10 protein-coding genes are annotated in these 16,262 nt (G+C 74.1%); 7 read left to right on the forward strand and 3 right to left on the reverse strand.

The window, feature by feature from the left end:
* Positions 1–10: 10 nt before the first annotated feature.
* Complete coding sequence (locus ACI782_RS11410; RefSeq protein WP_456909166.1) at positions 11–481, reverse strand: heme-degrading domain-containing protein; 471 nt, start codon at positions 479–481, stop codon at positions 11–13.
* Positions 482–579: 98 nt separating this feature from the next.
* On the opposite strand from ACI782_RS11410, the gene ACI782_RS11415 reads away from it, so the two are divergent.
* From ACI782_RS11415 to ACI782_RS11430, 4 genes are all read left to right on the forward strand, one after another.
* Complete coding sequence (locus ACI782_RS11415) at positions 580–1,590, forward strand: YihY/virulence factor BrkB family protein (protein ID WP_456909168.1); 1,011 nt, start codon at positions 580–582, stop codon at positions 1,588–1,590.
* A gap of 74 nt (positions 1,591–1,664) precedes the next feature.
* Positions 1,665–2,876, forward strand: a complete 1,212-nt coding sequence (locus tag ACI782_RS11420) for a low temperature requirement protein A (RefSeq protein ID WP_456909170.1) — start codon at positions 1,665–1,667, stop codon at positions 2,874–2,876.
* 82 nt (positions 2,877–2,958) lie between these two features.
* Positions 2,959–3,132: a hypothetical protein gene (locus tag ACI782_RS11425; RefSeq protein ID WP_456909172.1), complete on the forward strand. Its 174-nt coding sequence runs from the start codon at positions 2,959–2,961 to the stop codon at positions 3,130–3,132.
* A gap of 73 nt (positions 3,133–3,205) precedes the next feature.
* Positions 3,206–4,090, forward strand: coding sequence for a tryptophan 2,3-dioxygenase (locus tag ACI782_RS11430; protein WP_456909174.1), 885 nt, complete (start codon positions 3,206–3,208; stop codon positions 4,088–4,090).
* A 7-nt stretch (positions 4,091–4,097) separates the two neighbouring features.
* Here the strand turns inward: ACI782_RS11430 and ACI782_RS11435 are convergent, their stop codons facing one another.
* The gene (locus tag ACI782_RS11435) at positions 4,098–5,720 is read right to left on the reverse strand and encodes an alpha/beta hydrolase (RefSeq protein ID WP_456909176.1); all 1,623 of its coding nucleotides are present in this window, start codon (positions 5,718–5,720) and stop codon (positions 4,098–4,100) included.
* A gap of 344 nt (positions 5,721–6,064) precedes the next feature.
* On the opposite strand from ACI782_RS11435, the gene ACI782_RS11440 reads away from it, so the two are divergent.
* From ACI782_RS11440 to ACI782_RS11450, 3 genes are read left to right on the forward strand one after another with little or no spacing between them, the layout of a single operon-like run.
* A complete protein-coding gene (locus tag ACI782_RS11440; RefSeq protein ID WP_456909178.1) occupies positions 6,065–6,880 on the forward strand; it encodes a 3-oxoacyl-ACP reductase family protein in 816 nt (271 codons plus the stop codon).
* A gap of 50 nt (positions 6,881–6,930) precedes the next feature.
* Positions 6,931–12,432, forward strand: coding sequence for an ATP-binding protein (locus ACI782_RS11445; RefSeq protein ID WP_456909180.1), 5,502 nt, complete (start codon positions 6,931–6,933; stop codon positions 12,430–12,432).
* 29 nt (positions 12,433–12,461) lie between these two features.
* The gene (locus tag ACI782_RS11450; protein ID WP_456909182.1) at positions 12,462–14,420 is read left to right on the forward strand and encodes a 3-oxoacyl-ACP synthase III family protein; all 1,959 of its coding nucleotides are present in this window, start codon (positions 12,462–12,464) and stop codon (positions 14,418–14,420) included.
* A 55-nt stretch (positions 14,421–14,475) separates the two neighbouring features.
* Here ACI782_RS11450 and ACI782_RS11455 read toward each other — a convergent pair whose 3' ends face one another.
* Complete coding sequence (locus tag ACI782_RS11455; RefSeq protein ID WP_456909184.1) at positions 14,476–16,155, reverse strand: PHA/PHB synthase family protein; 1,680 nt, start codon at positions 16,153–16,155, stop codon at positions 14,476–14,478.
* Positions 16,156–16,262: the final 107 nt, after the last annotated feature.

Consider the following 16,262-nt stretch of genomic DNA (forward strand, 5'->3'; position numbering starts at 1 on the left):
GCCGCAGCGGTCAGCGGGCCAGGTGCGCCCGGATCGCGGCGACCACCATCCGGTGGTCCTCGAGCTGCGGCAGCCCGGAGACGGCGACGGCCCCGACCGGCCCGACCGACCGCACGAGGACGGGGAAGGCGCCGCCGTGGGCCGCGTGGCGCCGCGGGTCGAGACCGAACTCCTCCTCGAACGTCGTGCCCCGCTCGACCGACGCCTGCCGGACGTACAGGCTGCTGTGCCCGAAGCGGTGCACCACCCGCAGCTTGCGCGCGATCCAGGAGTCGTTGTCCGGCGTGGCGCCGGTCAGGGCGGCCGAGAACAGCCGGTGCCCGTTGCGCTCGACGGCGATCGCGACCGGCGCCGCCTGCGCGCGGGCGACCGCGACCAGCGCCGACCCCAGGGCCCAGGCGTCGTCGTTGGTGAAGCCGGGGAACTGCAGCTCCTGCTCCTCGGCGGCGAGCTCGGCGAGGGAGGGGAAGGCGTCGGCCATGGTCCCTTCCTACCGGGCGGTGTCCGTGCGGGCTGCGTGCGTCCCTGGTCCGCGACGCGGGTAGACGTCTCCGGCCACCGCTGGGGACAGGGGGTGCCATGTCGATCGCCGAGCGCCTCGACCGGTTCCAGCGGCGGCACCACTGGGCCGGGTTCCCGATCGCCGTCCTCTACAAGTTCCTGGACGACGACGGGCACTTCCAGGCCGCCCTGGTCACCTACTACGGCTTCCTCGCGCTGTTCCCGATGCTGCTGCTCCTCGCGACGCTGCTCGGGCTGGTCCTGAGCGGGAACCCGGAGCTGCAGCAGCGGCTGCTCGACTCGGCCCTCGCCGAGTTCCCGGTCATCGGTCCCCAGCTGGGCACCCCGGAGCGCCTCGGCGGCGGCGTCGTCCCGTTCCTCGTCGGCGGGCTGGTCGCCCTCTACGGGGCCCTGGGCCTCGGCCAGGCCATCCAGCACACGATGAACACCGCCTGGGCGGTGCCGCGGCACAGCCGGCCGGACCCGATCACCGCGCGCGGCCGCAGCCTGCTGCTGCTGTGCACCCTCGGCCTGCTCGTCCTGGCCAGCACGCTGCTGTCGGCCGTGGGCACCGGCGCGGCCGCCTCCGGCGCGTTCAGCGCCGGGCTGGAGGTGGTGGTGGCGGTCGCGTCGGTGCTGGCCAACGCGGCGGTGTTCGTCCTCGGGTTCCGGCTGACCACCGCGCGGCGGCTCACCGTCCGCCAGGTCCTGCCGGGCGCGCTGGCCGCCGCGGTGGCCTGGCAGCTGCTGCAGTCCTTCGGCGGGGTCTACGTGGCCCGGGTGGTGGCCAACGCCAGCGCGGTCGACGCGGTCTTCGCCCTGGTCCTGGGCCTGATGGCGTTCATCTACCTGGCGGCGGTGGTCCTGGTCGTCTGCGTGGAGGTCAACGTCGTCCGCGTGGACCACCTGTACCCGCGGGCCCTGCTCACCCCGTTCACCGACGACGTCGAGCTCACCCGGGGCGACGAGCGGGTCTACGCCGAGTCGGCCCGCGCCCAGCGCGCCGTCCGCCACCAGCGCGTCGACGTGTCGTTCGAGGACCGGCAACGCCAGGACCCCCCGGATCCCGGCGAGGACGCCCCCGCCTGACCGGGGCGCCGCGCGGGTAGGGACGGCGCGGCACGGGAGCGGACCCGTCCGGACGGCGACGGATCGGGGACGCGGTGGCGGACCTGGGGTTGCTCGGGCGGGTGCGGCGTGCGCTGACCGGGTCGGGCAGCGTGCGCCGGCCGGAGCTGCGGACCGGCGACGAGCGATCGGCCTCCCGGCTGGAGCTGTTCTTCGACCTCGCGTTCGTGCTGGTGGTGGCGGAGCTGGCGACCGCGCTGCGCGAGGACGTCACCTGGACCGGGGCCGCGGCCTTCGCAGGGCTGTTCACCACGATCTGGTGGGCCTGGGTGAGCGCCACGCTCTACGCCAACCGGTTCGACCACGACGACGTCGTCTACCGGCTCTACAAGCTCGGCAGCATGGCCGCCGTCATCGGGCTGGCCGCGTCGGCGACCGGGGCGACCGGCGAGCGCTTCGGGGTCTTCGTCGCCTGCCAGCTGCTCCTGCGGGTGCTGCTCCTGCTGCAGTACCTCCGCGCGTACCGGCACGTCGAGGAGGCCCGCCCGATCGCCCGGCTCTACGCCGCGGGCGCCGCCGCCGGCGCGGTCCTGTGGGCCGCCTCGCTGCTCGTCCCGCGGCCCGCCGCCTTCGCCCTGTGGGCGGGCGCCGTCCTGGCGGAGGCGCTCGTGCCGCTGCTGGCCACCCGGTCGTCGGCCGACGTCCCCCTGCACGTGGAGCACCTGCCCGAGCGGTTCGCGCTGTTCGTGATCCTCGTGCTCGGCGAGTCGGTGGCCGGGGTCGCCCACGGGCTCTCCGACGCGGGGTGGTCGAGCGCGGCGCTGCCGGTCGCGCTGCTGTCCTTCGTGCTCACCGCCGGGCTGTGGTGGAGCTGGTTCGACATCGCCGGCGCGCGCGCCAAGCGGCTGCTGGACGAGGTCGGCGGCGAGCACAGCGACCACGCCCACGACGTCTACGTCTTCGGGCAGCTGCCGCTCGCCCTGGCCCTCGCCACCGTCGGCGCCGGGATCGAGCTGGCCGTCGTGGAGGGCGGCCGGGGCGACGTCCCGACCGGCACCCGGCTGCTGCTGGCCGGCGGGGTCGCGGTGTACCTGGTCGCGATGACCGTCACCGATGTCGGCATGACCCGCCGGGCGCGGCGCGGCTGGTGGTGGCCGCTGGCCGCCGCGGCCGTCGCGGTCCTGGACACCACCCTGGACCTCCCGGCGTTCGCCGTCGTCGGCGCGCTGGCCGCGCTGGTGGTCGCCGTCGTGGTCGTGGGCACGGTGGAGCGGGCCCGCGGCAGGCTGCCGGTCGCACCCGCCTGAGGGCTTGTGGCCCGGGCCGCCGCGGCGGCACGATCCGGCGCACCGGCACGCACGGGCAGGCACCGGCCGAGGAGGACGAGGGATGGACCGAGACCAGGACCCCGGCGGCGACTACGGCTACGACATGGCCCACGAGGCGGCCACCGGGAGCCCGCAGCCCGAGGAGCCGGCGCCGCCGCACCGGGAACCCTCACCGGCGCCGCACGCGCCCGAGCAGGGCACCGACCTCGCCTACGACGAGAGCCACGACTTCTGACCGGCTCCGACTCCTGACCGGCCGTGTCTCCTGACCGGCTCCGTGGCGCGGGCGGCGGGCTATGTTGCCTCCCGTGCCCGCCACGGAGCAGGACCCGTCGGAACAGGACCCGTCGCGGTCGGTCCGGCCGATCGAGAGCTCGATCCGCACCGACCTGACCGGGGCGACGACCTACGCCGGCTACCTGGACCTGGACCACCTGCTGTCCGCCCAGCACCCGCGCAGCCGCCCCGAGCACCACGACGAGCTGCTGTTCATCGTCCAGCACCAGACCAGCGAGCTGTGGCTGAAGCTGGTCCTGCACGAACTGCGCGCGGCCTGCCGGTACCTGACCGAGGACGCGCTGGCGCCGGCGCTCAAGTGCCTGGCCCGCGTCAAGCACGTCCAGCGGACGCTCATCGAGCAGTGGTCGGTCCTGGCCACGCTGACCCCGCGCGAGTACGCCCAGTTCCGCGGCGCCCTGGGCAGCGCGTCGGGCTTCCAGTCCGCCCAGTACCGTGCCGTCGAGTTCGCCCTGGGCAACAAGGACGCCGCGATGCTGGCGGTCTTCTCCGGTGACCCCGTGGCGCGGTCCCTGCTCACCGAGCTGCTGGAGAGCCCCTCGCTCTACGACGAGTTCCTGCGCCACCTGGCCCGGCTCGGCCTCGCCGTCCCGGCGGCGGTGCTGGAGCGCGACGTCCGGCAGCCCTGGACGTACCGGCCGGAGCTGCTCCCGCTGTTCCGGCGGGTCTACGAGTCCGAGGACACCCCGTGGGGCGTCTACGAGGCCTGCGAGAGCCTGGTGGACATCGAGGACAACGTGCAGCTCTGGCGATTCCGCCACCTCCGCACCGTGCAGCGCACGATCGGGGCGAAGACGGGCACCGGCGGCTCGTCCGGCGTCGGCTTCCTGCGCCGGGCGCTGGACCTCACCTTCTTCCCGGAGCTCTACGCCGTCCGGACCGAGATCGGCACCTGAGCGGGTCTCAGCGGATGCCGGCCCCCGTCACCGCCAGGACCGCCTCGATCGCCCGCGCCGTGGCCGCGGGGGCCGGGGCCGGGGCCGGCGCCGCGAACGGCGTCTCCTGCTCGCAGACGGTGTCCTCGGCGGGCAGGGTGCCGGCGACGAGGTAGGAGTCGACGGCCGAGTCGATGCACGACGACTCGCCGCCGTAGACCCCGTGCCCGTCGCCGTCCATGGTCAGCAGGACGGCGTTGCCCAGCTGCTCGGTGAGCGCGACGGCGCCGGAGTACGGCGTGGCCGGGTCGTTGGTGCTCTGCACGACCAGGACCGTCGGCGCGTCGGACGACGCCTCGAAGGGACCGGCGAAGGCGTCCTCGTCCTGCGGCGTCCACAGCGCGTGGGCCACCTCGGAGTAGGCGAACGAGCCCCAGAAGTGCGGGTGGTCGGCCCACTCCTCCGCGCCGCGCTCGAAGTAGGAGTCGATGTCGGTCGGCCACAGCTGCTCGCCGCCCGCGATGGTGAAGAAGGCGTCGGCGCTGGGGTCGTCCTCCGGGTACACGACGAGGTCGACGATCGCTCGCACCAACGAGCCGTCGCCGGCGTCCGCCTGGGCCAGCGCGGCGGCGAGCAGGCCCCAGAACTGCTTGGCGTACAGCAGCACGAGGGAGATGTCCCGGATGTCGTCCCCGTCGACCGGCTGCGGGTTCTCGGCGAAGTTCGGCGCGGGGATGGGGGTCTCCTCGGCCCGCGCGATCAGGTCGTCGTAAGCCGTCGAGGGGTCCGCGCCCCCGAAGTCGCTGCAGGCGGCCTGGTCGTCGGCGCAGGCGGCGAGGAACCGGTCGAGGGAGTTCTCGAAGCTCGCCAGCTGGGCGGAGGCGTTGGCGACGGGGTCGTTGATCCACTGGTCGGGGTCGAGCGCGCTGTCGAGGACCATCGCCCGGTAGCGGTCCGGGAACAGGGAGGCGTAGGTCGCGCCCAGGAACGTGCCGTAGGAGAAGCCGAGGTAGTTCAGCTGCTCCTCACCGAGCCCCTCCCGGATCGCGTCCAGGTCGCGGGCGACGTTCGCCGTCGACAGGTGCTCGAGGATGGCGCCGTTGTTGGCCAGGCAGGCGTCGACGTAGGCCTGGGCGCGAGCCACCACGGCGTCGGGATCGACGTCCAGCGGGGTCGGGTACGGCGGGGAGGAGGGGAGGTCCTCCGGCGGCACCTGGCAGTCGACGGCCGGGGTGCTCTGCCCGACGCCGCGGGGGTCGACCGCCACGATGTCGAAGCGCTGGTTGAGCGCCGAGAACAGCCCGGCGCCGTTGGCCTGCAGGTACTGGACGGCGGGCCCGCCGGGGCCGCCGAAGTTGTAGAACAGCGAGCCGATCCGCTGCGCCGGGTCGGCGGCCGGCACCCGGGCGACGGCGAGCTCGATCTGCTCGCCGTCGGGCTCGTCGTAGTCCATCGGGACGGTCGCGGTGGCGCACTCGACGCCGGCCGCGGTGGCCTCCGGTGTCGCCCCGCAGGCCGCCCACGAGAGGGTGACGGCGGCCAGGGCGGCGGCAGCGTCGGCGCCGTCGTCGGCCTGCGCGGCGGCGGGGGCGGAGCCGACCACCAGCGCGGCCAGGGCGCAGGCGGCGAGGGGGGAGCGACGACTCGTCATGCGGGGACACCGACCCTCGGGAACGGGGCGCTCCGCGAGAGCACCCGCCGGCACGGTCGCGTGGATTGAACCGCGCGCGCCGCCGCCGGGGCTTGTGGAAGTGGTGAGTTCCGGAAACGCGACGAGCGCGCCGTCACCCTCTGACCCGGCACGGTCACGAGCTCCCGGCGTGGCGGGGCGGGACGACGCGCCCGAGATGCTCGTCACCCGCTGCGACTGCGATTGCGCCCGACCCCCCGCCGCAGCATGCTGCGGTCGTACCGAACCGGAGCAGACGGCGTCGTCGGCGCTGACGACTCCGGCCCTCGAACGAGACGGCCCGCCCCTGCTCCGAGGAGGCCCCGGTGACGGCGACCGAAGCACGTACAGCCAGGACAGGCGAGAAGCTGCAGGGCCGCGTGGCCTTCGTGACCGGCGGCACCCGGGGGATCGGCGCGGCCATCTGCCGCAGCCTGGCCTCCCAGGGGGCCGACGTCGCGGCCGGCTACAGCGGCAACACCGAGCGGGCGGAGTCGTTCGCCCAGGACTTCGCCGGGGCCTACCCGGACAGCCACATGAGCGTCCACCGCGGCGACATCGGCAACCCCGACGACTGCCGCCGCACCATCGACGAGGTGATCGAGCGGCACGGCCGGCTCGACATCCTGGTGAACAACGCCGGCATCACCGCCGACCGGACGGTCATGAAGATGTCCGACGACGACTGGCGACGGGTCATCGACGTCAACCTGTCGGGGGCGTTCTACCTGTCGCAGGCGGCGCTCAAGCACATGCTCGAGCGCGGCAGCGGGCGGATCGTGATGATCTCGTCGGTCATCGGCGAGACCGGTGGCATCGGGCAGGTCAACTACGCGTCGGCGAAGTCCGGCCTGTTCGGCCTCACCAAGACCCTCGCCCGCGAGGCCGCGATGCAGCTGCAGCGCTCCGGTCGCGCCGACGGCGTCGGCGTCACCGTCAACGCCGTCACCCCCGGCTACATCGCCACCGAGATGCTCGAGACGGTCCCCGAGAAGGTGCTCGAGGGCCTGAAGGCCAAGATCCCGCTGGGCCGGCTGGGGAAGCCGGAGGAGATCGCCCGCGTCGTGCACTTCCTGGCCGCCGACGGGTCCGGCTACATCACCGGGCAGATCTGGGGCGTCAACGGCGGGCTGGACATGTAGCTCGACCGCATCCCCCGCAGGGCACAACCGACGCACAGGAGAGGGCTCGGGTGTTCAACCGCATCGCCGTGGTCAACCGGGGAGAGCCGGCCGTCCGGCTCATCCGCGCCGTCCGGGAGCTGGACGCCGAGCACGGGTCGCGGACCTGCGTCATCGCCCTGCACACCGAGGCCGAGCGGCGGGCGACGTTCGTGCGCGCGGCCGACGAGGCGGTGCAGCTGCGCGAGGCCGGCGCGGTGTCCCCGTACCTCGACCACGACGAGCTCGCCCGGGCCCTGCGGGTCAGCCGGGCCGACGCCGCCTGGGTCGGGTGGGGGTTCGTCGCCGAGGACCCGGCCTTCGCCGAGCTCTGCGCCGACCTCGGGGTCACCTTCATCGGCCCCTCGCCGGAGGCCATGCGGCTGCTCGGCGCCAAGATCGAGGCCAAGGTCCTCGCGGAGAAGGCCGGCGTCCCCGTGGCGCCGTGGAGCCGCGGGCCGGTCGAGGGCCTCGAGGACGGACGGCGGCACGCGGAGGCGATCGGCTACCCGCTGATCGTCAAGGCGCGCAGCGGCGGCGGGGGCCGCGGGATCCGCGTGGTCCGCTCCGAGTCCGACCTCGCCGAGGCGCTCGAGCGGACCCGGACCGAGGCCGAGCGCACCTTCGGCGACCCCGTCGTGTTCATGGAGCGCCTCGTGGAGGGCGGCCGGCACGTCGAGGTGCAGGTGATCGCCGACCGGCACGGCACCGTCTGGGCGCCGGGCGTGCGCGACTGCTCGGTGCAGCGGCGCAACCAGAAGATCATCGAGGAGTCCAGCTCCCCGGCGCTGGGCCCCGGCCAGGACACCGCCCTGCGCGAGGCGGCGATCGCCCTGGTCAAGGCGGCCGGCTACGTCGGGGCCGGCACGGTGGAGTTCCTGTACCAGCCGCAGGAGCAGCTGACCACGTTCCTGGAGGTCAACACCCGGCTCCAGGTCGAGCACCCGGTGACCGAGGCGACCACGGGCCTGGACCTGGTCAAGCTGCAGCTGCACGTGGCCGCCGGTGGCCGCCTCGACGGCCGCCCGCCCGAGGCCGTCGGGCACGCCATCGAGGCGCGGCTCAACGCCGAGGACGCCGAGCAGGGGTTCGCCCCCGCGCCCGGCCGGGTGGAGCTCATGCGCCTGGCCGCCGGCCCCGGGGTGCGCGTCGACACCGGGATGAGCGTCGGCGACGTCATCCCGCCGCAGTACGACTCCATGATCGCCAAGGTGATCGCGTGGGGCCGGGACCGCCCCGAGGCGCTCGCCCGGCTGCGCTGCGCCGTGCGGGAGACCACCGTCGTCCTCCGCGGCGGCACGACCACCAAGTCCTTCCTGCTCGACCTGCTCGACCGGCCGGAGGTCGTGGCCGGCACCGCCGACACCGGCTGGCTGGACCGCACCGGCATCGGCGGCGGCCCCCGCCCGGTGGGCAACGCCTGGGTGGCGCTGGTCCAGGTGGCCGTCGACCTGGCCGAGGCCGAGGAGGCGCGCGAGCGGTTCGCCTTCCTCGCCTCCGCCCGCGGCGGCCGGCCGCGCGCCCCCCACGAGGTCGGGCGCACCTTCGAGCTCGGCTACCAGGGGCAGGTCTACCGGCTCACCGTCGCCACGGTCGACCGCGGCCGCTACCGGGTGGGTCTGGACGGCGCGGTCGTCGACGTCGAGGTCGACCGGCTCGGCCCGCTGGAGAGCCGGCTCACCGCGGCCGGCCAGCGGTTCTCGGTGGTGGCCGTGGAGGGCCCCGGCTCGCACCTGGTCGAGGTCGACGGTCAGACCCACCGGGTCAGCCGGGACGTCGGCGGGGTCGTGCGGGCCCCGGCCCCGGCGGTCGTCGTCGCCATCCGCGCCGGGGTGGGGGAGGAGGTCGAGGCCGGCCAGGCGGTCGTCGTCCTGGAGAGCATGAAGATGGAGACGGCGGTGCGCGCGCCCTTCGCCGGGCGGGTGCGCGAGGTCCGCGCCGCGGTCAACGCCCAGGTGGACGCCGGCGCCCCGCTGCTGAGCCTCGAGCGGCTCGGCGGCGAGGTCGAGGAGGCCACCGGCGAGCGCGTGGTGCTGCCCACCCGGGACGACGCCCCCGAGAGCGAGCCGCGGGAGCGGGCGCTGGCCCTGCTGCGGGCGCTGCGCGCGCTCATCACCGGCTACGACGTCACCGCCGCCCACGCCCGGCAGCTGGTGGCCGGGTACACCGAGGCGCGCGACGCGGTCCCGATGGACGACGACGAGCTGCTGCACGGTGAGCTCGCCGTCCTCACCACCTACGCCGACCTGGCCGAGCTCTCCCGCAACCGGCCGGCCAGCGAGGAGGAGGAGGCCGACACCCAGGTCCACAGCCCGCGCGAGTACTTCCACGCCTACCTGCACTCGCTGGACGTGGAGCGGGAGGCGCTGCCGGAGAGCTTCCGGGACCGCCTGCGCCGGGCGCTGCTGCACTACGACGTCGACGACCTCGAACCCACCCCGGCGCTGCAGGACGCGGTCCACCGCATCTTCCTGGCCCAGCAGCGGGGCGCCGAGCAGCTGCCCGCCGTGCAGGCGCTGCTCGACCGCTGGCTGCAGGCCGGCCGCATCCCGGACGGCGACTCGCGCGCGGAGGTGGGGGAGGTGCTCGACCGGCTGGTCGTGGCCACCCAGCTGCGCAACCCGTCGGTGGGCGACCTGGCCCGCGCCGTCCGGTACCGGTACTTCGAGGAGCCGGTCGTGCAGGCCGCCCGCCAGGAGGTGCTGGACTCGGCGTCCCGGCTGCTCGACGAGCTCGACGAGGCCGCGGCCCGGGGCGACACCGGCGAGACCATCCACCGGATGGAGGCGCTGGTCGCCAGCCCCGAGCCGCTGATCCGGCTGCTGGCCCAGCGGTTCGGCCGGCCGACCGTGGTGCCCGACCCGATGCTGGAGGTCCTCACCCGGCGCTACTACCGCAGCCGCAGCCTCGAGGGCGTGCGGTCGACCCTGCTCGACGGGCGGACCTCGGTCTGGGCCGACTACGACCTCCAGGGCGTCCGGCTGCACCTGGTCGCGCTCATGGCCGAGATGGCCGACCTGCCGGCCGCGCTGACCTCGCTGGCCGGCGCGCTGGCCGACGTCCCGGACCCCAGCCAGCTGGTCGTCGACCTCTACGTCTCCTGGCCGGACCGCCCGGCCGACGACGACGCCGTCGCCGAGCAGGTCCGTGCGCTGGTCACCGAGGTCCCGGAGCTGCGCACCGGGCGCCGGGTCACGGTGACCGTCTGCACCCCCGGGGGCGCCGTCGAGGCGGTGACCTTCCGGCCCACGCCGGACCGCGGCGCGCTGGCCGAGGAGCGGATCATCCGCGGCCTGCACCCGCTCACCGCGCAGCGCTTCCAGATCTGGCGGCTCAAGGAGTTCGACGGCGAGCGCGTGCCGTCGGCGGAGGACACCTACCTGCTGCACGTCTTCGGCAAGGAGAACCCGAACGACGAGCGCTTCGTCGCGATGGCCGAGGTCCGCGACCTGACCCCGCTGCGCGACGAGAGCGGCGAGATCGTCGGCTTCCCGACGGTGGAGCGGCAGCTGACCTCCTGCCTGGACAGCCTGCGGCGGGCCCAGGCCCGCCGGCGCTCGCGGCGGCCGCTCGAGCACAACCGGGTGCACCTGTACGCCTGGCCGTCGATCGAGGTGCCGCTGGCCGAGGTGGCCGCGTTCGCCCGCAACGCCGCCCCGGTCACCGTCGGCGCCGGCCTGGACCAGATCGTGCTGCTGGCCCGCCTGCAGGAGGAGGAGGGCCGCCCGCCGCGCGACGTGGCGCTGCGGTTCTCCTACCGGCCGGGCACCGGCGTGCGCATGGAGGTCACCGACCGGCCGACCGAGCCGATGCGCCCGCTCGACGCGTACACCGAGAAGGTGCTCAGCTCCCGCGCCCGCGGCGCGGTCTACCCGTACGAGCTCAGCGGCCTGCTGGCCGGCCGGGGCGGCACCTGGGTCGAGCACGACCTCGGGGAGGACGGCCGGCTCACCCCGGTGGAGCGGCCGCCCGGCCAGAACAAGGCCGGGCTCGTCGTCGGCCTCATCAGCACCCCCACCGCGCGGTACCCGGAGGGCATGACGCGGGTGCTGCTCATGGGCGACCCGACCAAGCAGCTGGGCACCGTCTCCGAGCCCGAGTGCGCGCGGGTGGTCGCCGCGCTCGACCTCGCCGAGGAGCGCGGCCTGCCGGTCGAGTGGTTCGCGCTCTCCTCGGGTGCCCGCATCTCCATGGACAGCGGCACCGAGAACATGGACTGGGTCTCCCGGGCGCTGCGCCGGATCATCGAGTTCACCCAGGCCGGCGGGGAGATCAACGTCATCGTCGCGGGCATCAACGTCGGCGCCCAGCCGTACTGGAACGCCGAGGCCACGATGCTCATGCACACCAAGGGCATCCTGGTGATGACGCCGGACAGCGCGATGGTGCTCACCGGCAAGCACTCGCTGGACTACTCCGGCGGCGTCTCGGCCGAGGACAACTTCGGCATCGGCGGCTACGACCGCGTCATGGGCCCCAACGGGCAGGCGCAGTACTGGGCGCCGAACCTCACCGCCGCGGTGGAGCTGCTCTACCAGCACTACGAGTACGCCTACCGGGCGCCGGGCGAGCGCTGGGCCCGGCCGGTCGAGACCTCCGACGCGCGGGACCGGGACGTGCGCTCCTACCCGCACCAGCACCCGGCGAGCGAGTTCAGCACCGTCGGTGACATCTTCTCCGCGGCCGCCAACCCCGATCGCAAGAAGGCGTTCGACATCCGCACGCTCATGCGGGCCGTGTCCGACCAGGACCACCCGACGCTGGAACGGTGGGCCGGCATGGCCGACGCCGACACCTCCGTCGTGTTCGACGCCCACCTCGGTGGGCACCCGGTGACCCTGCTGGGCATCGAGTCCCGCCCCATCCCGCGGCGCGGCGCCTACCCGGCCGACGGGCCCGACCAGTGGACGGCGGGGACGCTGTTCCCCCGCTCGTCGAAGAAGACCGCCCGCGCGATCAACGCCACCAGCGGCAACCGGCCGCTGGTGGTGCTGGCCAACCTCTCCGGCTTCGACGGCTCCCCGGAGTCGCTGCGCAAGATGCAGTTGGAGTACGGCGCGGAGATCGGCCGGGCGATGGTCAACTTCGACGGCCCGATCGTCTTCTGCGTGGTCTCCCGGTACCACGGCGGCGCCTTCGTGGTCTTCTCCGGCGTCCTCAACGAGAACATGGAGGTGCTGGCCGTCGAGGGCTCCTACGCGTCGGTCCTCGGCGGGGCCCCCGCCGCCGCGGTGGTCTTCACCCGCGACGTCGACCGTCGTACCGCCAAGGACCCGCGTGTGCAGGAGCTGGAGGCCGCGGTCTCCGCCGCGGAGGGCGTCGAACAGGCCCGACTGCGCGCGGAGCTGGCCTCGCTGCGCACCGCCGTCCGCTCCGAGAAGCTCGGCGAGGTCGCCGCCGAGTTCGAGGCCATCCACGACATCGAGCGCGCCCGCCGCATGGGCTCGGTGCACGCGATCATCCCTGCCGCAGAGCTGCGGCCCCGCCTCATCGCCGCCGTGGAGCGGGGGATGGAGCGGGTGGGCCGCGGCTGAGCGGTCCCCGTCGGACAGAGAGGACCCCCATGAACGCCTTCGTCCTGAACCGGCACGGCCGGATGGTCTTCCCCTCCAACGTCATGCCCGAGCTCGACCTGTCGACCGTGGACTCGCTGGAGCAGCTCGACAGCGTCATCCGCCGCGACTTCGAGACCAAGGCGCCGAGCGGGACCGAGATCATGGAGCGCGTGCGGACCGGCGCCTACGGCAGCCGGTTCGAGCTGATGCGCGACGTCGCCCTCAACCTGTTCTGGGCCAACCGCTTCTCGATCACCATGTACGACAAGCGGCCGACCCGCTGGGCCGACGTCCCCCGCAACCGCTCGGACGTCTTCCTGCCGGTGCTGCAGCCGTGGGAGGAGGGCGAGGCGAAGGTCCGCGCGGTCGAGGAGGTCTACCCGTCGCTGCCGGCGAAGTGGGACGACGCCTGCGAGGACCGGATCTTCGGGATCCTCTTCGACGTCTTCGCCAACCGGAAGCACCACGCGACGACGCTGCCGGCGATCAAGCCGACCGTCGCCGAGTTCCTCGAGCAGCCGGGCAACCTCACCTTCCGGCTGCCCTCCTACGACCCGGACTACCCGGTCTACGGCTACGACGACATCCTCGACGTCAACGAGGACGTGCCCGAGCTCGAGGCGCTGCACCGGTGGGCCATGGTGCTGCACAACCAGTACCCGTGGGAGCGCGCGCAGATGGAGCTGGCCGAGGCCGGCCAGCTCAAGGACGACGACTACGTGGTGGCCTTCCACCCGCGGGACAAGGAGGTGCGGGCGTTCCTGCGCCGGCTGCGCACCCCCGCGCCGGCCCGGTCGGTCGCGCCGCCCCGGGAGTCGCGGCCACCGGTGCGCCCCTTCCCCGCGCTCGACGTCCGCACCCGCTTCACGGTCATGCCCCGGCTGGAGGCGCTGGCGGCCGTGCACGGCGACCAGGTCTGCAGCAACGACGACCTGATCCGCAACACCGCCTACAACTGGTCGCCGATGAGCGCCGAGGAGATCTCGACCAAGACCGGGATCGAGGAGCGCCGGTACAGCTCGCTGCCGCTGGAGGACCTCGCGCTGGAGGCGGCCGAGGCGGCGCTGGCCAAGGCGGGGCGCGAGCCGGAGGAGATCGGCGGCGTGCTGGTCTGCACCTGCACCAGCTCGCGGCTGATCCCGTCGCTGGCGACCTACCTGTGCGGTCAGCTCGGCATGCACCAGGTGTACGCGGCCTACGACCTCATCGCGGCCTGCGCGGGGATGCCCTACGGCCTGGCCGAGGCGGCCCGCATCCTGCAGGAGGTCGAGCGGCCGGTGCTCGTGGTCTGCGTGGAGAAGTTCTCCGACAAGATCGGCAACGTCCGCACCTCGCGGATGATCTTCGGCGACGGCGCGGCGGCGATGGTCGTGGGCCCGGCGCCCGAGGGCGCGGCGCCGGACTTCGACTACATGAAGACCTACGCCAGCGGGCCGGCCAGCGAGGTCAACTCGATCCTGTGGCCCAACCCCGAGTTCGACAACAACATCACGGTGTTCGGGCCGCAGGTGAAGGCGCTGGCCGGCCGGTACCTGTCGCAGATGATCGAGGAGCTCGGGCAGCTGCCGCACCCGGACGGCGCCGAGGGCACCCTGCTCGACAGCATCGACCTGATCGTGCCGCACCAGGCCAACAAGACGATGGTGATCCAGCTGGCCGAGCGGGCCGGGCTCACCGCCGACCAGCTCTACTTCAACATCGAGAGGGTGGGCAACACGTCGTCGGCCAGCATCCCGCTGGCCATCCACGACGCGGTCCGGGACGGCGTGATCACCGAGCCGCTGCGGGTCTTCGCCCCCGGGTTCGGTGCGGGTGCGGTCGCCGGGTACGCGGTCATGCGGGTCGACCCCGCCGTCGTCGCCGTCCAGGGCCCCCCCGTCCCGCACGAGGGCGGGACCGAGACCCCGGTCCCGGCGCCGGGTGGGGGCTCGCAGGGGTCCGACGAGGTCCAGCAGGCCTTCGGCTGAACGGCTGATCCCCTGAGGGGCAGGGACGGCGATCCCTGCCCCTCAGGGAGCGGGCTCAGCCCGGGCCGGGACGGCGGTCGCGGACGTAGGAGCCGGGTGCGGGCTCCAGCGGCGGGTGCGCCGCGGTGCCGAGCTCCTGCGGCGCGGGCACCTCGTCGCCGGAGCGCTCCAGCGCCCACCCGGCCCACGCCTCCCACCAGCTGCCGGTGTGCTGCTGCGCCGAGGCCCGCCAGGCGTGCGGGTCGGGGCCGGGCTCGCCGCCGGTCCAGTAGTGCGCCTTCGGGTTGCCGGGCGGGTTGACCAGGCTCTGGATGTGACCGCTGTAGCTGAGCACGAACGTGCTCGGCCCGGAGAGCAGCTGCGTGGTGCGGTAGCAGCCGACCCACGGGGTGAGGTGGTCGGTGAGCGCGCCCTGGACGAACGTCGGGATGGTGATCCGGCTCAGGTGCACGGGGGTGTCGAGCACCCGCAGCGCGCCGGGGCGGACCAGCGCGTTGTCGCCGAAGACCTCCAGGAACTGCTCGTGCAGCTTCGCCGGCAGGTTGGTGCCGTCGGCGTTCCAGGAGAGGATGTCGAAGGCCGGCGGGTCCTCGCCCATCAGCCACTCGGAGACCAGGTAGTTGAAGATCAGGTCGTCCGGGCGCATCCAGCTGAAGACGGTGCCCATGTCGCGGGCGCTGATGACGCCGCGGCGGCGGGAGTTGCGCCGGGCGCGCTCGATCAGCTTCGGGCCGGAGAACGCGCCGAGCGGGGCCTTGCGGGAGAAGTCCAGCAGCGTGACCGCGTAGCCGGCGGCGGAGACGCGCTCGTCGCCGACCGCGGCCAGGTGGTTGAGGGCGGTCGTCATGACCTGCCCGCCGGCGCACAGCCCCAGCGTGGTGACGTCGGGGGAGCCGGTGACCTCCCGGGCGACGTCCACGGCACGGACGACGGCGCCGGCGTAGGTGTCCAGGCCCCAGTCGGCCTGCTCCCGCGTCGGGTTGCGCCAGCTGATCATGAAGACCTGCAGGCCGCGGCTCACCGCGTACTCGACCAGGCTGCGGCCGGGCCGCAGGTCGAGGAAGTAGTAGCGGCCGATCGGCGGCGGCACGACGACCAGCGGGCGCGTCCGCACCCGGTCGGTCGAGGGCGTGTACTGGATGACCTCGATGACCTCGTCGCGGTGGACGACGGCGCCCGGCGTGATGCCGAGGTCCTTGCCGACCACGTAGGCGTCCCGGTCCACCTGGCGCGGCATGCCGCCGTTGTGCCGCAGGTCGGTGAGGGCGTTGCGCACTCCGCGCAGCACGCTGCGGCCGCCGGTGTCGAAGGCCCGCTTGAGCGCGGCGGGGTTGCCCACGAGCGTGTTGGTCGGCGCCATGGCGCTGGTGATCGCGGTGAGGGCGAACCGGGCCTGCTCCACCTGGCGCCAGTCGGCGCCCCCGTCCTCGTAGGCCTCGACCAGCCGGGTGAGCGCCCCGGTGGTCGCCAGGTAGCTCTGCGCCAGCCGCCGGTAGGCCGGGTTCCCGCTCCACGCCGGGTCGGCGAAGCGCTTGTCCCGCGGCGCCGGCGCGATCGTGTCGGTCCCCGCGAGGATGCGGATCGCGTCCTTGCCGAGGGCGGCGGCCTCGCGGGCGACCGGCCGCGGCTGCGTCAGCACCGACAGCACGCTGCGGGCCATCCCGCGCGGCGACGGCAGGCCGACGTCCTCGGCGCTCTCCACCGAGGCGGTGGCCTCGGACTCGGTGCGCGGCACGGGCGGTCCCGCCTCGTGCCGTCGGGCGCCGGGGGAACCGGTCCGCTCCGGGTGGGTCGTGGCCACGAGCACCTCCGTGTGATCTGGGTCACTCCATGCGCCGACCG

The organism is Geodermatophilus sp. SYSU D00703, assembly GCF_054050155.1.